16 protein-coding genes are annotated in these 19,999 nt (G+C 37.4%); 7 read left to right on the top strand and 9 right to left on the bottom strand.

Going from position 1 to position 19,999, the window contains the following annotated elements:
* Positions 1 to 288: 288 nt before the first annotated feature.
* Genes C7B89_RS01785 through tatC form a run of 4 tightly spaced genes read left to right on the top strand, consistent with a single transcriptional unit; the run spans position 289 to position 3,853 of the window.
* Positions 289 to 1,038: a gluconate 2-dehydrogenase subunit 3 family protein gene (locus C7B89_RS01785; RefSeq protein WP_054548901.1), complete on the top strand. Its 750-nt coding sequence runs from the start codon at positions 289 to 291 to the stop codon at positions 1,036 to 1,038.
* A gap of 13 nt (positions 1,039 to 1,051) precedes the next feature.
* Positions 1,052 to 2,764, top strand: coding sequence for a GMC family oxidoreductase (locus C7B89_RS01790; RefSeq protein WP_004233912.1), 1,713 nt, complete (start codon positions 1,052 to 1,054; stop codon positions 2,762 to 2,764).
* 28 nt (positions 2,765 to 2,792) lie between these two features.
* Complete coding sequence (tatA, locus tag C7B89_RS01795) at positions 2,793 to 2,996, top strand: twin-arginine translocase TatA/TatE family subunit (protein WP_048390784.1); 204 nt, start codon at positions 2,793 to 2,795, stop codon at positions 2,994 to 2,996.
* An 11-nt stretch (positions 2,997 to 3,007) separates the two neighbouring features.
* Entirely contained in the window at positions 3,008 to 3,853 is an 846-nt protein-coding gene (gene tatC, locus C7B89_RS01800) for a twin-arginine translocase subunit TatC (RefSeq protein ID WP_048390786.1), read from the top strand.
* Between the two features lie 15 nt (positions 3,854 to 3,868).
* On the opposite strand, the gene C7B89_RS01805 is transcribed toward tatC, so the two are convergent.
* The gene (locus tag C7B89_RS01805) at positions 3,869 to 4,684 is read right to left on the bottom strand and encodes a metallophosphoesterase (RefSeq protein WP_054548899.1); all 816 of its coding nucleotides are present in this window, start codon (positions 4,682 to 4,684) and stop codon (positions 3,869 to 3,871) included.
* 516 nt (positions 4,685 to 5,200) lie between these two features.
* On the opposite strand from C7B89_RS01805, the gene C7B89_RS01810 reads away from it, so the two are divergent.
* Positions 5,201 to 5,908, top strand: a complete 708-nt coding sequence (locus tag C7B89_RS01810) for a response regulator transcription factor (RefSeq protein ID WP_048390790.1) — start codon at positions 5,201 to 5,203, stop codon at positions 5,906 to 5,908.
* 49 nt (positions 5,909 to 5,957) lie between these two features.
* Here C7B89_RS01810 and C7B89_RS23185 read toward each other — a convergent pair whose 3' ends face one another.
* From C7B89_RS23185 to C7B89_RS01850, 8 genes are all read right to left on the bottom strand, one after another.
* On the bottom strand, positions 5,958 to 11,129 hold the full coding sequence (locus C7B89_RS23185) for an S-layer homology domain-containing protein (protein WP_244205550.1): 5,172 nt from the start codon (positions 11,127 to 11,129) through the stop codon (positions 5,958 to 5,960).
* A gap of 78 nt (positions 11,130 to 11,207) precedes the next feature.
* Complete coding sequence (locus C7B89_RS01820) at positions 11,208 to 11,858, bottom strand: phage tail protein (RefSeq protein WP_115673062.1); 651 nt, start codon at positions 11,856 to 11,858, stop codon at positions 11,208 to 11,210.
* Between the two features lie 194 nt (positions 11,859 to 12,052).
* Positions 12,053 to 12,526: a GNAT family N-acetyltransferase gene (locus C7B89_RS01825; protein WP_115673063.1), complete on the bottom strand. Its 474-nt coding sequence runs from the start codon at positions 12,524 to 12,526 to the stop codon at positions 12,053 to 12,055.
* Positions 12,527 to 12,569: 43 nt separating this feature from the next.
* Positions 12,570 to 13,688 (bottom strand): hypothetical protein, encoded by a 1,119-nt coding sequence (locus C7B89_RS01830; RefSeq protein WP_115673064.1) that lies wholly within the window; start codon positions 13,686 to 13,688, stop codon positions 12,570 to 12,572.
* A 27-nt stretch (positions 13,689 to 13,715) separates the two neighbouring features.
* Positions 13,716 to 14,828 carry a hypothetical protein gene (locus C7B89_RS01835; protein ID WP_115673065.1) on the bottom strand — a complete coding sequence of 371 codons (1,113 nt, stop codon included), beginning with the start codon at positions 14,826 to 14,828 and terminating at the stop codon, positions 13,716 to 13,718.
* 19 nt (positions 14,829 to 14,847) lie between these two features.
* Positions 14,848 to 15,912, bottom strand: coding sequence for a hypothetical protein (locus C7B89_RS01840; protein WP_115673066.1), 1,065 nt, complete (start codon positions 15,910 to 15,912; stop codon positions 14,848 to 14,850).
* Between the two features lie 65 nt (positions 15,913 to 15,977).
* Positions 15,978 to 16,439: a GNAT family N-acetyltransferase gene (locus C7B89_RS01845; RefSeq protein ID WP_115673067.1), complete on the bottom strand. Its 462-nt coding sequence runs from the start codon at positions 16,437 to 16,439 to the stop codon at positions 15,978 to 15,980.
* Between the two features lie 677 nt (positions 16,440 to 17,116).
* Entirely contained in the window at positions 17,117 to 18,169 is a 1,053-nt protein-coding gene (locus tag C7B89_RS01850; protein WP_115673068.1) for a helix-turn-helix transcriptional regulator, read from the bottom strand.
* Positions 18,170 to 18,281: 112 nt separating this feature from the next.
* Between C7B89_RS01850 and C7B89_RS01855 the strand changes: the two genes are divergently transcribed.
* Positions 18,282 to 19,256 (top strand): ABC transporter substrate-binding protein, encoded by a 975-nt coding sequence (locus C7B89_RS01855; protein WP_115673069.1) that lies wholly within the window; start codon positions 18,282 to 18,284, stop codon positions 19,254 to 19,256.
* Entirely contained in the window at positions 19,231 to 19,974 is a 744-nt protein-coding gene (locus tag C7B89_RS01860) for an ABC transporter permease (RefSeq protein ID WP_115673070.1), read from the top strand. The genes C7B89_RS01855 and C7B89_RS01860 overlap by 26 nt, the downstream gene beginning before the upstream one ends.
* Positions 19,975 to 19,999: the final 25 nt, after the last annotated feature.

The raw sequence follows: 19,999 nt of genomic DNA on the forward strand, positions 1-19,999 counted from the left end.
GCATATTTTTGCATAACTTCAGAGTAAAGTCACTAAAAGTAGAAGTCAACAAAAGTTTTCCAATATGATTAATAAATGTATAATAATACCATTTACACTACCTTTATAGTGCTAACAATTTTCTACAAAATTTTCAATTCATAGATCCCTCTTGTCATTAAAAAGGAGAGTACACCATGCTAATAGAGGTAATTAAAACATTTTCCAACAAAAATTGATTATAATTCACATTTTTTGCTGATTATTAAAGATAGGATCCGTTTAACACATTTTGAGGGGAGGATTTCCATGAGTTCAGACAAAAATAATGTTTCTCGTCGAGACTTTTTAAAAACTACAGGTATTGCTGCTGGTACATTAGTCGGTGGTGGTTTAATTGGAGGATTAGTTGGTTACAACATCCATGGTAAAGGTACTTCTACCCTAGAGCATGGTGGTCATGAAACAACGAATGAGGCCACAGGCTCACCAAAAGCTAAGATGTTCTTCAGAAATGAAAAAGATTTTAGTATCTTATCAAAGGCCACTGAACGTATCTTCCCAGAGGACGATTTGGGACCAGGAGCTATTGGTTTAGACGTTCCCTATTTTATCGATCATCAACTTGCAGGAAATTATGGAAGTAACTCTAAAGAATATATGCAAGGTCCATTTGATGTTGGTGCCCCAACTCAAGGCTATCAAAGCCGTTTAACGCGAGCGGAAATTTTTAGACAGGGTATTCAAAAAATGGAGGATGAAGCACAAAAGCGTTATAAGAAAAGCTTTAACGATTTAGATGGCAAACAAATGGATGAAATATTAACTGCCTTCCAAAAAGGTGACATAGAAATGGTTGGGGTTACTTCCGCGTTCTTTTTTACATTATTACGAGCAGCTACATTAGAGGGAGCTTATTCTGACCCTATGTATGGAGGAAATCGCAATATGGATGGCTGGCGTATGAAGGGCTTCCCTGGTCACCAGATGGCTTATATTACACAGATAGAAGATGCCAAGTTCCAAAAAATTGAGCCTAATCCATTAGGCAACCACTAGGGGGGGATACAAAATGGCTAAAACATTACCGAGTGTAGACGTTGTAACAGTTGGTGTAGGTTGGACTGGCGGTATTGTCGCTGCTGAATGTGCTAAAGCTGGCTTAAAGGTAGTCGGTTTAGAGCGAGGTCAAAAGCGTGGGACCGAGGATTATTTAAATGTTCATGACGAATACCGTTATGCCATCCGATATGATTTAATGCAAAATCTTTCTAAAGAGACCGTAAGCTTTCGGAATGATCGCAATATGAAGGCATTACCAATGCGTCAGCTTGGCTCCTTCTTACTTGGAGAGGGTCTGGGTGGATCAGGAACACATTGGAATGGAATGACTTATCGATTTTTACCCTATGATTTTCAAATCAAGACATTAACAGATAAACGTTATGGACCAAATAAGCTTGGACCAGATTATCTGATTCAGGATTGGGGATTAACATATGATCAGCTTGAGCCCTATTTCGATAAGTTCGAGAAAACAGCTGGTATTTCGGGTGATGATAAAAATAAATTTAGTGGAAAGCGTTCGAATCCCTATCCAACACCGCCTATGAAAAAAACGCCTATGCTTGCACAATTCGAAAAAGCTGCAACAAACCTGAAGCTAACACCTTATATGGTTCCATCAGCTAATGTATCAGAGGTTTATAAAAATCCAGATGGCGAAACAATCAACGCTTGCCAATATTGTGGTTTTTGTGAACGCTTTGGATGCGAATATGGTGCAAAGTCGTCCGCAGAAATTACTGTTGTCCCTACAGCCCTGAAGACAGGGAATTTTGATTTACGCTTTAATTCCAATGTTGTTGAAATTTTAAAGCAGGGTAACAAGGCTACAGGTGTAAGATATATCGATACTGTTTCGGGAGAAGAATTCATTCAGCCAGCTAATGCTGTTGTTTTAACTAGTTATGTCTTTAATAATGCCAAGCTATTAATGGTCTCTGACATTGGTGAAAGATATGACCCTACTACTGGCAAAGGAACACTTGGCAGAAACTATTGCTATCAAATTTTGCCTGGTGCTGCTGGGTTCTTCGAGGAACAATACAATACATTTATGGGTGCAGGTTCGTTAGGCATGTGTATAGACGATTACAATGGTGATAATTTTGACCATAGTGATTTAGATTTTATTCACGGAGGTAATATTGCACTTACACAGACAGGTACGCGACCAATCGGCTCAAATCCAACTCCGCCTGATACGCCTACTTGGGGACCAGAATTTAAAAAGCAATCTATTTATTACTATACACGCTCATTTGGGATTGGTGCGCAAGGAGCATCTATGCCACATAAGGAAAACTATATATCACTGGACCCTACCTATAAGGATGCTTACGGGCTGCCATTAACTCAGTTAACATACAATTTTACTGATCAGGATCGAGCTCTTCATAAATATATCTCTGCACGTGCAGCTGACATTATGAAGGAAATGGGTGCAAAAACTATTGTCCCTAACGCGGAAATTACCGATTACAATATCGTACCTTACCAAACAACGCATAATACAGGTGGTACGGTGATGAGCTTAACACCAGAACAAGGGGTTGTGAATAATTACTTACAGCACTGGGATGTTGATAACCTTTTCGCAGTAAGTGCAGGCAACTTTGCACACAATAGTGGTTATAATCCAACAGGCACATTAGGGGCACTTGCCTACCGTTGTGCTGAGGGAGTCATCAAATACAGTCAATCAGGTGGTTCATTAGTATAAAAAAATCATTCTAAAGGAGGCAAGACTTATGGGAGGTCTAGGAGCAATTGGAGTACCTGGATTAATCATTATTTTAGTGATTGTATTAATTGTATTTGGCCCAAAAAAATTACCAGAAATCGGTGGAGCAGTTGGCAAAACGTTTGCAGAATTTAAAAAGTCTACTAAGGGACTTATGGATGATGAAGATGATACCGTAAAAAAGGTCGAAAAAAAATCTGATGCTTCGTAGGAGGGTTTCCTATGGATCCATATGAAGACGGAAAAAGAAAATATTTAAGCCCTCTAGATAAACCACAAGCCGAGCCTCCAAAGCCAGTGGAGGCTTTAGTTGAAATACCTACGGTAGCAATTGAAGAGGATCATGTGTCAGATGAACCCCTGATACCTGTTACCTCATTATTGGAGCATCTTAGTGATTTACGTAAGCAAATTATCAAAGGGTTAACAGTTTTTATTTTATTTTTCATTGTTGTCTTTTCTACTATTAATATTTGGTTTCCATTCATAACGCGAGGTCACTCACTCGTTATTTTAGGACCACTAGAAGTAGTTAAATTTTACATGACGATTTCAACAACTTTAGCTTTTGGTCTTGCAATGCCTTTCCTCGTCCACTTTCTTTGGAGCTTTATTAAACCAGGCTTAAAAGAAGAGGAAAGTCGATTTTTAGGCCTCTATGCACCAATCATGTTAGTTCTATTTTTAGTAGGAGTAGCTTTTGGCTATTTCGTCGTTAACCCACTTAGCTATACATTCTTAGTAAGCATTGGGGCTACCAATTTCGATGTCATGGTATCAGCAAATGAATATATGCACTTTTTAATCATGACTACAGTACCGCTTGGTCTATTATTTGAGTTACCGATTGTTGCCCTATTCTTATCAGCCATTGGTGTACTGACTGCTGAATCCATGAAAAAAATACGAGGCTGGTCTTATATCGCAATGGGCGTAGGCTCCGCTGTTATCACGCCACCAGACTTTATAAGTCAGTTACTCGTATTAATACCGATGATTATTTTATATGAAATAAGTATTTACCTCGTTAAACGTATAGAACGCAAACAAATTGAAAGCACTGCGTAAATTTTTACGCAGTGCTTATTTTTTCTTTAGATCCATCACAATAATTTCTGGTAGATTAAAAATACGATATGGTACTGTGCTATTACCCAACCCTCTACTAACTACCATTTTCGTCGCGCCTGCTTCGTAGACACCAGCTGTATATTTTGGGAACAGCCCCTGTCCTGGTGCCACAAGTCCTCCAAGCCCAGGAATACGAACTTGCCCACCATGCGCATGTCCCGAAAATACTAAATTTATGTGATAATTTACATACGTATTAAATAATTCTGGTCTATGTGCTAGTAACAACTTAAACATATCGTCTGGCAAATAGGCCGTTGCAATGTCCAGCATATCTTCTGTTGTTCTACCCATTAACGGATCCTCAATACCAACAATCGCCAAGCGCTCCCCGTCGCGCTCTAACACGGTCGATTCGTTGGCCATAATATGTACCCCTAACGATGACAGCGCCTCATAAATTTCATTCACCTTATTCGTCGCTACCTCATGGTTTCCTAGTACATAATAAACATCCGCTATTTTAACTAGTCCTTCCACTGCTTGTAGGCTTTGTTTTAAATTATAGCGATTACTATCGATCACGTCACCTGTGATAAAAATATAATCAGGCTTTGTATCCTTTACCTTAGCAATCAATTTTTGTTGCTTGTCACCAAAGACAGCGTCATGTAAATCCGAAACTTGTACAATGCGTAGCCCATCAAAGCTGTCAGGCACACTATCTGATTCAAACACATGTTTACTTACGACTAGCCAGTGATTGTTTACGTACAAAAAAATGACTATAAAAACAACAAAGAAGATACCATATAATAATTTTTTCAATCGCAATCGCTCACTTTGTGGCTACTTTTTTCAGAAATAATTCTGACTTTCTCATTATAAGCAAAAAACAGAGTGATTGTAAGTATATGCACTTTAAATACACAAAATGCACAAATACACTTAGCTTAAAATTTTTATCATTAGATTATGATACACGCTTTAATCTATTATTTGTTAACTATTGGCATGCTATACTATGGGTAGAAAGGCATATTTTATTATCCCCTCATAATACATCACGATATGGGAAATGCATCTCATTTACTAAAGTACGAGAATACTAATAAACTTAAATCAGTTAAAGGAGAAAAAAATTGCTTTATTGTAAGTAATGATCCAGTTAGATTGGACGATAAATGTGTTTTACATACTAATAAATTACATAATTTACAGAATCGAATAATTTCAGAATCCAGCTTCCATTGCTACAGGCAAGTATAAAACTGATGACGAAAAATTTATTTAGTACAGTTGCGCTACATAATATTCTAAATTTAGATGATAAGAGGTGAAAAAATGTTGAAAGCCATCATAGTAGATGATGAAATTTTAGCAATCAATTTATTAGAAGCCACGTTACATGATAATAGCGATGTTACTATTATCGGAAAATTCGTAAATCCACTAGAAGCTATTGCAAACATCCCTACACTCAAACCTGATATTCTTTTTTTAGATATAGATATGGCCGAAATGAATGGTATTGAATTTGCTAGTAAGATTGCAGACCTTCCTTTTTTAATGGACATTGTATTTGTCACTGCATATGAACGTTTTGCAATAGAAGCTTTTAATGTACAGGCTGTTGACTATATTTTAAAGCCTATTGAGAAAGAGCGTTTAATGAAGACAATCAAGAGAATATCCATGCGTAGAAAGCAATTTCATGTTAAAGCTGCTGTACACCACATAGAGGAAGAAGCTCATATAATAGAGGATTTTCACTTTCATGTTCATTCTGGAAGAGTATATATCGGTAACACAGCATTAGCCCTATCTACAAAGGAATTTCAAATTTTTTTCTTTCTAGCACAACGACCAGGACAAATTTTTCCCCCATCAGAGCTGTATAAGCTTATTTGGGCAGAGGAAAGTATCGGGCATACACAGGCATTGAAGGTTCATATTAGTAATTTACGAAAAAAGCTAGAATCCGTTGCTGGCCATAGAGCAAAGATTATAACAGTGAGGGGTTCGGGATATAAATTCCATTTCGAGCCATGAAAAAGAAGGGCACTGCGATTACATTACGAATCGCGTACCCTCTTTTTGGTTATTTTTTTGCGGCTTCTTGAATCTCATAAAATGCCCAATGGTGTTTTGGAACATCTTTAAATAATGGTGTTTGATCTTCAATAAGAACTTGACGTTCAAACAGTCGATTTAATACCTTCACTGCTTGTGCACGTGTTAAAAATCCATCTGGATTGAATGTATCTGCTGTTATTCCTGTCATAATTTCCGCTGCATTGACAGTATCAATTGCTTGCCCTGCCCAATGATGGACACTCACATCTTTGAATACTGCACTTTGTGAGGTTGGTGGACAGAAATCTGCATCAGGACGTTCTACACATTGCTGTTCTATCCAGCGGGCTGCCACTGTAGCCATCTGTGCACGCGTAATCAAGCCGTTTGGATTAAAGTTCGTTGCTGTAACCCCTTTAAACAGACCCTTTTCCTTCGCAAATTCGATTGCATCTTTAGCATCATGTTGGAATGTGTCTGTATAGGTTGCCTTTGCTTGCGGTATGGCGTTACCTGTTAATTGACGAGCAAACATACTTGCCATCTGTGCCCTTGTAACAGGAGCATTTGGACGGAAGGTACCATCTGGATAGCCTTGAATGTAAGGTAGATGGGTAACCCCCTCAGTAGTTGGTTCCTTCACTTCTTCCTTCTCTGGTAAGTAGAGAATGGAGAAGGTGGAGAACTTATTCACCTCAAACTGTAAACCTATTCCCTTTTGATATTCTACAATCTTCCCACGTACAACTTCTTTTGTGCCATCACTATGCTCGATAAAGATCGCCAAATTGGCAAGTTGTCCATCTGTTAAATCTGTAGGCAACGGCATTGTTAATTTAACAGGACGGCTTTGCATATTGGTTTCGATGGTCATTGGACGACCAAGCAACTTTACAACCCCACCTTCTACCAATTGCTGCACAACGGTTTCCCTTTTGGCTTGTTCTTCAATCTCTAGCTGTTTATCATGCCCTTTTATAGGAACGAGTCGGAAGTATAGATTCTCATTAAACATTTCCAATGAAGTTTTTGGCACTTCAATTCTAACGTTATCGGTAACAATTTCGAGATGGACTGCTCCATTTTGCAAAATTGACAGCACATTTTTCGGAATGGACACTTGGACTTGATTTACTTGATCCTTCTCGTCTGGGATGATAATCCTTGCTTTATCATTCCCTTGTTCCTTTAATTTCCTAATTGTCTCTGTGGCGCTTACTGCTGTTAATGTGACATCATCATTCATCGTGTTTTCTACATTTTTTGCTCGTTTTATCGTTGTTTTTGAAACTACATCACCATTTCCAGATTCTACATCTACTACAATTTCCTCTACATTGGTTGAAGGTGTTGATGAACCTGAATCAGGATTTGGTGAAGGATCAGTATTATCGCCACCTGTATTATTACTAATCCATTTTGCATAGATCACTGTGTTTGCTGTAATTACAGTATTAAAGTTATATGGTGTTGTGTAGGCATTATTTGTATACCAGCCACCAAATGTATAGCCAGCTTTCGTTGGCGCTTTTGTTGGCTGACTTGCTTTTCCTTCGTGTACTACCGTCTGATTAGAGACAGCACTTCCCCCTGCTACATCAAAGCTTACCGTATGTGTTACAGTCACTGGATTCCATTTTGCATATAATATGATATTTCCACTACCCATAAGGACAGTTGAAGCTGATGCATAATCTATTCCTCTTCCATCTGCTTGCGTGTTCCAGCCCTCAAACGTGTAACCCACTTTTACTAGATTTCCTATATTACCCAGAACTGTTACAGTTTCTCCTTGCTCATACGTTTCACTATCTGTTGGAGCAGTGCCCCCTGTGTTTGTATTGCCGTTGTAGGTGATAGTAAACGTACTAATCACAGAAGTATTCTCTAGGGTTCCTGCACTTACTAATGAAGCTTTGTGCGTCGCCGTTTCTTTCACTCTCGTGATAAACGTATACTCTGTATCAGGCGTTAGTTCACTAAAGATCGGACTGTCCTGCCACGTTGTTCCGTTATCTCTACTATATTCTTGACCTACTACCCCATTTAGCGTAATATTTGTCGATGTTTTACTGGCTACAGTTGGGGCTGGCGGAGCACTTGGTCCATCCACTTTTTCCACAATAGTTGTTTCCCCACTCATTACACTTCCTGTTGCATTTGTTCCATCGGCACTGGCTCTTACTTTAATCGTCTCTCCAATATCTGCTTGAACCAACATATATGTGGAAGAGTTCGCTCCTGAAATGGCCGTGTTCCCTCGATACCATTCATAGGTTGGTGCATCTGCTGTCGTTGGTGGCGTATACGTGATCCCACTAATATCTGCAGTTAACACGCTTCCATACTTCGTCTCTCCCGTGATACTTATCGTACCTCCCATTTCTGGAACCGCTACAGGTTGAGTTTGTGTTTGGATCGATGTTCCTGTACTTACCAGTGATGCCTTGTGAGTGGGTGTCTCCTTCACTCTCGTGATAAATGTATACTCCGTTTCAGGGATTAGTCCATTAAAAATTAGACTATCCTGCCACGTTGCCCCGTTATCTTTACTATATTCTTGACCTACTTCCCCATTTAGCGTAATACTTGTCGATGTTTTACTGGCTTCGGTTGGGGCTGGCGGAGCACTTGGTCCATCCGCTTTTTCCACGAAAGCTGTTTCACCACTCGTTATACTCCCTGTCGCATTCGTTCCATCGGCAGTGACTGTAACTTTAATCGTCTCACCAATATCTGCTTGAACTAACGTATACGTAGGTGAGGTCGCCCCTGAAATGGCCGTGTTCCCTCTATACCATTGATAAGTTGGCACATCTTCTATCGTCGTTGACGTATATGTGATCCCACTAATATCTGCGGTTAGCATGCTGCCATACTTTGTCTCTCCTGCGATGCTTACCGTGCCTCCTATTACTGGAATCGCTACAGGTTGAGTTTGGATCGGTGTTCCTATACTCACTGACGAAGCTTTATGAGTTGCCGTTTCTTTCACTCTCGTGATAAACATATACCCAGTATTAGGAGTAAGTTCACTAAAGATCGGACTATCCTGCCAGGTCGTCCCGTTATCTTTACTATATTCTTGACCTGCTACTCCATGTACCATAATACTTGTTGTTGTTTTACTGGCTTCAGTTGGTGCTGATGGAGCACTTGGTCCATCTGCTTTTTCCACAGTTGCCGTCACTTCACTCGTTACACTTCCTGTCGCATTCGTTCCATCGGCAGTAACTGTAACCTTGAGTTTCTCACCAATATCCGCCTCTACCAATGCATACGTGGACGAGGTCGCCCCTGGAATTACCGTGTTCCCTCTATACCATTGATAGGTTGGTACATCTGATGCCGTTATTGGTGTATACGTGATGCCACTAATATCCGAGGTTAATACGTTTCCATACTGTGTCTCTCCTGCAATACTTACCGTGCCTCCTATTACTGGAATCGCTACAGGTTGAGTTTGGATTGGTGCCTCTGCACTTACTAGTGATGCCTTATGAGTCGCAGTTTCTCTCACTCTCGTGATAAAAATATATTCCGTATCTGAAGTGAGTCCACTAAAGATTGGACTATCCTGCCAGGTCGTCCCGTTATCTCTACTGTATTCTTGATCTGCTACTCCATTTAGCGTAATACTTGTCGGCGTTTTACTGGCTTCAGTTGGTGCTGACGGTGCACTTGGACCATTCGCTTTTTCCACAGTTGCCGTCGCTCCACTCGTTACACTTCCTGTCGCATGCGTTCCATCGGCACTAACTGTAACCTTGAGTTTCTCACCGATATCGGCCTCTGCCAACGTATATGTGAATGAGGTCGCTCCTGGAATTACCGTGTTCCCTCTATACCATTGATAGGTTGGCACATCCGCTGTCGTTGTTGGTGTATACGTGATACCACTAATATCCGCGGTTAGCACACCATCATACTTAGCCTCTCCTGTGATGCTTACCGTGCCTCCCAATTCTGGCAAAACAGTTAGTGTCTCAAACATCTCATTTTCACCATAACTAGTCCCCACCGAATTTTTCGCGTACGCTCGGTAATAATAAGTACTACTTGGATTAAGACCTGATAGATCGACACTAAACGCTCCCGTTGTTCCAATAGCAGTTACTTTCTCACTATTCTCCGTAGTTGGTTCGGTACTCGTTGAATACACAATTCCACGTTCTGTAATCTCGGCCCCTCCATCAAAAGTTACCTCCCCACCTACCGTTGCACCTGTACTCGTAATATTTGTCGCTGGGGTTAAGGTTATAACTGCGGGTGCTTGAGTCGGTACATCTGGATTCCCATACAGTATAGTTCCACTATTACCAACTACTACAAACTGGCCATTTCCATAAGTAACCCCCTGTAAAATAGTTTTACCTAAACCAACCGCTTGTTCATACCAATTTATTCCATTTTTAGAGTAATATACTTTACCAGAAGCTGCAACTGTTACATAATGACCATTTCCATAAGATACACTAGTTAAGAGGAAAGACATTGCATCTACTGGTAAATTGTATTGAATTGTCCAATATACCCCATCTGGTGAGGTGAGAATCGTTCCATTTTGACCAACGACCACATATTGACCATTTGCATAAATTACAGATCTTAAAATATTTTTGGTATTAGAGGTTTGCAATAACCAATTTTCCCCATCTGGAGATGTTAATATCGTTCCACCAGCACCTACTGCGACGAATTGATTATTAGCGTATATTACACCATAAAGATGATTTGTCTGTGGGGTTTTTTTTTGCCATGTCACCCCATTGCTTGAAACATACATATTACCTAAATTACCAACAGTAACATATTTATTATATCCATATGTTACTGAATGAAGAGGGGTGCTACTATCTACTGAAGTAGCTGTTGTCCATGTTTGCCCATCTGATGACGTATAAAAATTAGATGAATTGTCAACTGCCATAAAATGATTATTTTCATAAACTACTGAGTTAATTGTTTGTAAGGAAGTTATAATAGTTGATTGTGTCCATGATGATCCATTTGTTGAATAATAAGCCTTACCAGTAGTATCAGTAACTACATATTTACCATCACCATAAGCCACTGCTTTATAGTTTACACTTGGTGGTGTTGCTAGTGTAAAATCAGCAAATGTACTGGGTATCCATTGAAAAAATAATAGAAAGATTAGTAGGATACTTACTATTTTCTTATAACGTTGTCTCATAAATATCTCCTCCAACAAAACTATTCCTTCTATGTATCAAATAAAGAAATGTTATATGAACCTAGCATTTTGCAACACCTACTGTTGACTAGGAAATATCCCCTGAATACATATGATAAAATTCAATGCTTGGAAAGGCTGCCGAATATCCAATGCAGAAGGCGCCAATTGTCCCGCTGGCGCAATCGTGGTTGTTACATTCCCACTCACTGTTCCACCTGAGACAGAAAATGGCTTCAAGTTTGTATCCGTAGTTCCCGCTGTATAAAAATCTGCTGTTCCCATACCTTGATCTACAGAGGCTGCAAGGCTTGCATTATTTGGTGAATTACTTCCTCCCCCTTGAGAGGAGGCTGGGATTGCAACGTTCATATTACTTACTGTTAGATTAGATGTAGACGTAGTTGCACTATGAGTATGTTGTGGCATATTTAATGGAGAAAGGGTTATTTTCTCCACACCGCCAGTCTGTCCTAGATTACACGGAGTGACTCCTTGTGGTATAGTTCCTCCCATTCCCCCATTCCCACACGCGCCTCCTGGCACACGTCCATTTAAGTTTGGTAAACAAAAAGTATTCTTTCCGTCTCCACCATATCGATTTCCTAATACAGCAAATAAAGCTTGATTCTGTTGAATTGGAAGTTCTTGACCGTTGCAAAATGCCCAGTACTTTGGAGCAAATGGTGCTGGCCATGCAACAATAGATCCCATATACATTTCGGCCATAATTTTATACCTCACTTTAATTTTATTTATTCTTACTGAGGGAAATTTCCTTTAATACAAATACGCTTGAAAGGTTCTCCGACACTCATAGTTAACTTAAAAATCGTATAAGTATTCCAATCATTTAAAAATCGGCAGTTCCCTCACTTTAACTCCAATGACAAAACTACTTAGTAAGTTCAAAGAAACATTCATTATTTCCTATGCCACGCCATCATCACATGCGGCACTACCTCTCCGGTAACAACAAACCCACATCTCTCATACAACCTCTGTGCAGGATTCCCCATCAACACAGTTAATTCTATTGGCAATCTAGATTCAGCAGCTACATGCTGAAATTCCCTCAATAGCACTGTACAGATTCCTCTACCTCTAAATTCAGAAAGTATGAAAATATCAATCAGACGTATTGCTTCTTGCTGTACCTCGGTTATTAATCTACCAATACCTACACCTTCATACATTATGATTTCATATTTGGCATTAGGAAATTGTTGCTGATAAGAAGCTTTTTGAGCATCGTATTGCATACGTAATAAACCTTCTATTTGTTGCTCATCCAATTCTAATATGGCAAATTCATTTTTTCTTGTAGATACAAATAATGAATAAAGGGTATCTTCCTCTTCACTTAATGCCACTCGCAATTTCACTTTATCTTTCATTTTTGCTTTGCCACTCACCTCTTTCCTGAAATTTCAAACAATATTAAGCAACACTCGCTAAAATATCCTTATTTTCTTCTTGTATAGCTTCGATTTCTTGAATTTCCATTTCTAAAACTCTTGCTATCTCGGATGGTGTATGCTTTGTAAATAACATATACATAGCTTTTATTTTCTTTGCTTGATCTCCAGAGACTTTTAAAATATTGGAGATTTCAGCTAAATCCGTATGGTTCTCAATCAAATACGAACCTAATAAAGTATTAGTGACTTTTTGTAACTCATTTTGGTCCACAACGTTTTTACATAATGCTTCTGCAGCTATACTCGCTGCTACGGATAAATCCATCCCTTTTTCATGCATCCTTTTCATAGCATTAAATTGATCCGCCCATTTGCGTAATGTATAGTTTTGTTCCTTTACTAGGAAAACAAGCTCTCGATGATTTACATCCGTATCGTGTAAAAGTCCCGTCTCCTTAAAAGTCTTTGCAAGATCCTTAAAGAAAGCATTAACTTGACTTTGGCCACGATTAATCTCTTCTTTTGTCTTAGTTAAATCCTCTTTTGCCTTATTCGTTTCTGCTTGAATATTTTCAAAATACTCTTTGCGTAATTCCCCTTGAATAATTCCTGTAATAAGATAAAGGACAGCTGCTATTGCGCCAAGCGTACCAAGTTTTGCTACTAAGCTATCCAGCACTTTTATTTTTCCAATCCATTGATTCACAACAAATAATGTAAGCGCAACATATTTATCTAAAGTGATTTTTTTATAAGAAGGCACAACGATTGATAAAGAAATCAATGGCAACGTATTTTTAAAGCACTTTCTCCATTCTAGGAATTCCATTAGCAAACTATTTAAATCATCTTGGATATCATGCTTTAAAATATTTAAGTCAATTGATGTTCCACTTAACTCACTTTTCAGCTCTTTTAAAAGCTTAATTGCTTGTGCCTTTCGCTCTGGATTATCTGTACGAAATATATGGTCTCCAATCCAAGCACTAATCTCTAAATCTTCGTCCAATAGCTTAGAAATGATACTATCAATTCCCTCTTTACATTCAGCCAGCTTGTCTTCTACCTCATAAATATTTTTTAGGGAAGGTTGTAATTCTTCTACATAGGTTGCTAATGTCGCTTCTGTAATCGCCATATTATCCATCCATTCTAAAATTATTTTTTAGCTAACAATTGCTATTAAATCGCTATTTGTCTCTTGAATTGTCATGACCTCGTTTACATCCATTTCCAAGACTTGTGCAATTTCATCTGGTGTATGCATTTTAAATAACATGTAGGTTGCTTTTACTTTTTTAATTCTTTCTAGGGACATATCAAGCTTTTGAGAAACTACACTATTTTGCTCTCCCATTTCAATAAGGTAGGCACCCATTAACAGTTTGCTGTAATTGTCTAATTCATTTTCATCATCTTGTTTATTTACTAGATTTGCAGCAACAACTTCTGCTGAAAATTCAATATCTAAGCCTTTATTAATCATTCGCTTCATCGAATCATATTGATCCGACCAACGTCTTAATGTGCCAGCCTGTTGTTTAACGAACGATACTAGCTCCTGATGGTTTGTATATGGCTTTGTTAACAAGCCTGTTTCTTGAAAGCTCTTTGCCACATCTTCAAAAAAGGCATTTACTTGCACCTGCACATCATTGATATCCTGTCTTAACTTTTTAACATCCTCCATCGCAGCCTTTGTTTCTTTTTGGATATTTTCAAATAGCTCCATTCTTTTTTCGCCTTGAATTATTCCATCTATTAACACCACCACAACAATAAGACCTACAACACCTAACCCTAATACCTCAAATATTGGTAGTAATATATCTTTCAATACGACGGTTAATACAAACCCTAGCATTAATCGATGAAAGGGATTAAAAGCCTGGAATTTAGGTACAGCTATGGAAAACGCAATAAATGGTAACCTATTATCAAAGTAAGTTTTCCAATCCCCATACTCTTTTAATAAAGTATTTAATTCATCTTGGATATCATGCTTTAAAATATTTAAATCAATTTTTGCATTACTTAATTCATTGTTTAAGTCATTTAACAGTTGAATAGCTGTTTCTTTCCTTTTCGGGTTATCTGTCCGAAATAGATTGTCACCAAGCCATGCACCTAGGTCAAATCCTTCATCTTTTAATTTAGATAAAATACTGTCTATATCTCCACCGGCTTTTCCAAGCTTGTCTTCTAGTTCAATTATATTTTTAATACTGGGTTGAAGTTCCTTTACATAGTTGTCTAATTGATATTCCGAAATTGGCATAGCATTTTCTCCTTTCTGATTAGGAAATAATTAAAGAAAATAATTCTTTATTTTCTTTATAAAAAGCTTCAATCTCCATAAATTCTAAATTCACTTCTTCAGCAACTACTGCTATGCTCTCTTGGTTTAGCAATAAGTATGCTGCTACTAACAGCTTTGCCTGTTGTTCTGATAGCTTTACATCTTGTGCTAATGTCACATAGTTCGCACCTGTTTCGAGTAGATAAGCTCCTTGTAAAACTCTCTGGTTTTGATAGATTTGTGCTGGTTCCTCTAAACTTTCGCTTAATACTTTTGCCGTTAGATGTATAGCTTCTTGGAATTCCATATCTTTTTCAAACATTGTATGAAGCATTTGATAATGGTCCGCCCATATTTTCAACTGCTCTCCCTTGCTCTTAATCTCTGTAATGACATCCTGTTGCGTATAGGGCGATTCTGACAACTTATCACTTTGATTTAAATTAGAGACGACATCGCCAAATAGTTTGTCCAATTCATTTTCAGTATCCATAATGATTGACATTAATTTAGCAACACTGCTTTTTGCTTCATTTATTTGCTCTTTTATGTTCACATCAAAATTGTCTAGGGTTACTATTATTTCATTTACTTGACTCGATTCAATTGTTGCAGTTAGAAGGGGTAATTTTGTTACTATCTCTTTTTCAATTAAGAGGGACAGCAATATGTTGAATTGAACATTTGAAGAAAAACTTGTCTCAAAAGGGATGCTTGATACTGCAAATGGAAGTAGGGGAAGCATTTCCTTAAAAGTTTGCTGTAATTCTCTGTTATTTTTTTGCAAAGTGTTTATTTCATTGACAAGTAGCTGTTTAATATGTGCCATACCAATTAAAGATTTTTGTAAATCCGATTGTAGTATTCTTACTTCTTCGAGATGTTTTTCTTTCTTTTTACTTGCTAATAAAAATCTCCTTTCTTTTTTTTGAATATAGTTTTTGATACTGCTGTCAATGTGTACAATGACATTTTCGATTTGTCCCTCTAAATTAAAAAAGTACTGAATCGTTTGCCGTAAATTTTCTTCATATGTCTGTAAAGCCGAATTTGATATTGGCACTCCACATTCACCTCTCTTTAGTCTTTCATAATGGACGGGAATCAGCTTTAAAAGACTTGATACGTTTATTGCCACCTCATTTTTAAATAGAGTTCATCAGTTGACACTACATGAAATCCTAGTCTCTCATATAGATTTCTTGCAGGATTTGTATGAAGAACTTGTAATATCACTGGTTTATTTTCTTCTTTTGCCTTTTGCTGAAGATTGCTAATGAGATAAGATCCTACTCCATTACCTTGAAAACTTGGCAAAATAGAAATATCAATTATATGTAGTTGCTCAGGTAAATCTTCTGTTAATAATCTTCCAACATATTGCTCATCTGAAGTAATAATACAATGGCTTGCATGTGGAAATTGTTGTCTATATGAGGTTTGCTGTGCGCACCACTGCATTTCTAAAAAGTGCTGTATTTGTTCAGCAGACCATCCCCATGAATCTATTTCTTTCCTACGAGAAGAAGCATAGACTTCGTAAAGGAATGGCTCGTCGTCTTTCGTAATAGACTTAAGCTCTACTTCCATCCTTTCGCCCCCTTCTTTTCTTGAATAGCTTACTAATTATAGAGTCATATCCTATATCTCCCATACTTCATTTATCGCAAAATTCAGATTTTTAAAATCCTAGTAATAAATAATACTTAATACCCAAATAAAAAGTCTGTTATTGCATTTATTTTGTGGCTTTTAGCCTTTTTTTCATTATATTATAGGTCAATAGATTTCACTATGAATTTATTCCATTTTTTAGGTTAATTTTTCTTAACCTTTTATTATGATTAGTGATACTAGTAGCTAAAGTATAGTTATTGGCTTCTTTTTAACTATCAAATGGATTTAATTCCTTTATACTTACTTTCCTGTAGGCGAGCGCTGATCCGCTTCCATTCCATGCAGGGTTCGCCTGTCTCGCTATCCCACCGGAGTCAAGTAGCCTTCCAATCCGCCCCACAAAAGTGTTACCTTTTTAGCAAAGGTTTTCAAATAAGGTGGAGGTCTTCACTACTCTTTATGAAGAGGTGTTGTCACCCATCACTTCTCTACAATGAAAAAAAGCCTATTCTTTCTCTAGTAATACAAATAACGGGCTATTTTGTTCACTACAGCTAAGTATGAAAGATAGGGAAAAGTTGACATCATTTTTTTCAACACAATGAAGAATCTGCTAGAAAGCTAGCAGATTCTTTTGATTGTTCACCTTATTAATCTAATTGGAATCGGGAAAAGATCTTCCATACTAGCTCATTTCGATTTGAGACATTTACTTTTTGAAAAATTACCTTTAAATGATCTTGTACCGTGTAGATTGAAATATCAAGATTATAAGCAATCTCTTTTGTAGGAATCCCTTTAATAACTTCAAATACTACTTCCTTTTCTCTAGTGGTAAGATTATAGGCTGTTATTAAGAAATTGAGCATTTCTCTTGATGATGCTTCATTTATTAATAAAGCAATTTGCTGTTCTTGTTGGCTTGTCAGCAAAAGTGAAGCCCGAATAGCAATATAGCCTGTATCTTTGATAGGTACTATTAAAGAAGTATTTGAATTGTACTTGTCAGCAAGTAATTTTGCACAGATAGCTTGAATAGGCTTAGGAACTTGAATTTCTGCTAAACTTTCATACTTTCTTAAAATGGCTAGCAATTCACAAGCTTTGGTATTACTTGAAAGAATTTTTAACCCTTTATCAAAAATAACAATGCCTTGTTCCCGTTCTACAGCTGGAATCCTCTCCTCAATAATATAATGATAGAACTTCTTTAATGATTCACCCATAATTGGCATCAGTCTTTTTATAAGCATCACATCTTGATCTTTAAATAAAGGCTGTTCATTTTCAGCTCTTTTGAATAGTGTTAAAAAACCATAGCATTGTCCTTGATAAATTAATGCAGCTCTTATTTCATCACTAAAACCATTGGGCATTAAAACTTCTCTATAGCGAAAGCTTCGACTTGAGGAATCGCTTAACCTGCCTATGTTTTGCCCACTTTGAACTAAGAATCCATATCTATTTACATCTTCTGTCGTATATTCCAACTCCATAATCTTCTGATGAATCGCCTCTATTGATTTTTCTGTGACTGCTCCTACTGAAAAAAGTGTATGTGCATCCGTTAATGTACAGCAATAAGCATCAAAATTTATATGTGTTCTTAGAGCTTCTATCATCAATTGACGATATTCAAATGAATTTTTGCTGTGCTTGAAGCATTGTTCAGATTTTCTTTGCCAATAGTGTGCTTCCTTCATAAAAACCTACCTCCCCCCAGAAATATGGGATAGTTCTTTTTTTCCGAAAGTTTATAATTGAGAATAATTCTTAATTGAATTGTACAGAAGTTCAACAAGGAGGAATACTATTTTGAAGAAATTTTATTTTTTATTTTTTATTGTCTTACTAACAACTGCCGTTATTAGTGGCTGCTCAGAGAAATCATCTCAAGCAACCACGGGGGATCAGAATTCAGAAGAACAGCAAACTCTTAAAGCTACTATTAGTGCACCTAAATCGCCAGCTATTTTTCCAAGTATCTTATTGGCAGAGCAACAGAAGGATATTGAACTTATTACCTGGGAAACAGCAGATACCCTTTTAGCTCAAATACAAAAAAAACAAGCACAATTTATTGCACTTCCTCTTAATATGGGGGCAAATCTATATGCAAAAGGTATGCCTTTACAGCTTATTCAAGTCAATACATTTGGCTCTATGTTTCTTGTTTCTACGTATGACAAGGTTCAAAAATTAGAAGATTTAGCACATCAAACTATTTTCGTACCTAGTCAAGGTGGTCCACCAGATATTTTAACAAATTACTTAATTGCTCAAAATAATATCCCAGGTGTTAAGCTCTCCTTTGTCAATCTATCTGAAATTGGTCAACAACTAGCATCAGGAGCTATTCAACATGTTGTTATTCCAGAGCCATTGTTAAGTATAGTGCAAGCTAATTTACAGACAGATTTACATATTGCCATCAATTTTGAAGAAGTATGGCAGAAACAATTTAGCAAACAATTACCTCAAACCGGTATTTTTGTAAATAAGGCTTGGGCATCTAGTAACCAACATGCTATTAAACAATTTCAAGCGCTTTCTGAACAAGCAATTACTGATTTATATCAACAGCCTGATGTTTCCTTGCCCTTATTGAGTGATTTTTTCAAAAGCAATGAAAAAATCATGGAAAGTGCATTAACAAATAGCTCCTTACACTTTCAAACAGCTCAACAAGCGCGGAATGAAACAGAAGCTTATTTTAAGATTTTACTAGAGATTGCACCTGACTCTATAGGTGGTGCATTACCTAATGAAGACTTCTATTACAATGAATAGTCTACTTCGTTCAACAGGTAGCATGATCGTACTAATACTTTTCTGGATTATATTAGCTACTAATTATCCTGACGTACTATTACCTAGCCCTATTGTAGTTGTTTCTGTCTTATTCAAACTATTAGGAAACCCTGTGTTTTGGTCCGCCTTTTTTATTACAATACTGTCCTTTCTTATTGGAATACTGCTGTCTTTGTTATTGGGTAGTATTTTAGGAATCGCAGCAGGTTTATCAAATAAGTTAAAGGATTTTATAAAACCGCTTATTACATTAGCTCAATCCATCCCTCCCGTTTCATGGATGTTATTTACGGTTTTATGGTTTGGAGAACAGGGTGGTGCTCAAATCTTTATTATTTTCGTCACTTTAGTGCCTATCTTTTTCTTTAATGTCATGAAAGGGATACTTCAAACTCCTCAAGAACTGCTCGAAATAGCTCAATGTTTTAGAGTTTCTCGTAAGAAAGTGATAAGAGATATTTATTTTCCACAATTATCACCTTACTTACATTCAGCCCTATTAATAGCAGTTGGAATGGGGTGGAAGACAATTGTCATGTCAGAGTTAATTGTGGGTCATGGAGGGATTGGTCAGCAGCTTAGTCAAGCACGTGTTTTCTTTGATACCCCAACAGTGTTTGCCTGGACGATCATACTTGCATTAGTTGGTCTAGCTATGGAGTTTTTCCTACAAAGACTACTAAAGCAATCTATCTAGTATTATTCCTGTACATCTTTAGAAA

Source organism: Lysinibacillus capsici (assembly GCF_003367505.1).
Taxonomy (GTDB): Bacteria; Bacillota; Bacilli; order Bacillales_A; family Planococcaceae; genus Lysinibacillus; species Lysinibacillus capsici.

What these genes read in the sequence shown, in the direction of transcription:
- C7B89_RS01785 (WP_054548901.1), top strand. Translation starts at nt 289, where the DNA reads ATGAGTTCAGACAAAAATAATGTTTCTCGTCGAGACTTTTTAAAAACT.
- C7B89_RS01790 (WP_004233912.1), top strand. Translation starts at nt 1,052, where the DNA reads ATGGCTAAAACATTACCGAGTGTAGACGTTGTAACAGTTGGTGTAGGT.
- tatA (WP_048390784.1), top strand. Translation starts at nt 2,793, where the DNA reads ATGGGAGGTCTAGGAGCAATTGGAGTACCTGGATTAATCATTATTTTA.
- tatC (WP_048390786.1), top strand. Translation starts at nt 3,008, where the DNA reads ATGGATCCATATGAAGACGGAAAAAGAAAATATTTAAGCCCTCTAGAT.
- C7B89_RS01810 (WP_048390790.1), top strand. Translation starts at nt 5,201, where the DNA reads ATGTTGAAAGCCATCATAGTAGATGATGAAATTTTAGCAATCAATTTA.
- C7B89_RS23185 (WP_244205550.1), bottom strand. Translation starts at nt 11,129, where the DNA reads ATGAGACAACGTTATAAGAAAATAGTAAGTATCCTACTAATCTTTCTA.
- C7B89_RS01820 (WP_115673062.1), bottom strand. Translation starts at nt 11,858, where the DNA reads ATGGCCGAAATGTATATGGGATCTATTGTTGCATGGCCAGCACCATTT.
- C7B89_RS01825 (WP_115673063.1), bottom strand. Translation starts at nt 12,526, where the DNA reads ATGAAAGATAAAGTGAAATTGCGAGTGGCATTAAGTGAAGAGGAAGAT.
- C7B89_RS01830 (WP_115673064.1), bottom strand. Translation starts at nt 13,688, where the DNA reads ATGGCGATTACAGAAGCGACATTAGCAACCTATGTAGAAGAATTACAA.
- C7B89_RS01835 (WP_115673065.1), bottom strand. Translation starts at nt 14,828, where the DNA reads ATGCCAATTTCGGAATATCAATTAGACAACTATGTAAAGGAACTTCAA.
- C7B89_RS01845 (WP_115673067.1), bottom strand. Translation starts at nt 16,439, where the DNA reads ATGGAAGTAGAGCTTAAGTCTATTACGAAAGACGACGAGCCATTCCTT.
- C7B89_RS01850 (WP_115673068.1), bottom strand. Translation starts at nt 18,169, where the DNA reads ATGAAGGAAGCACACTATTGGCAAAGAAAATCTGAACAATGCTTCAAG.
- C7B89_RS01860 (WP_115673070.1), top strand. Translation starts at nt 19,231, where the DNA reads ATGAAGACTTCTATTACAATGAATAGTCTACTTCGTTCAACAGGTAGC.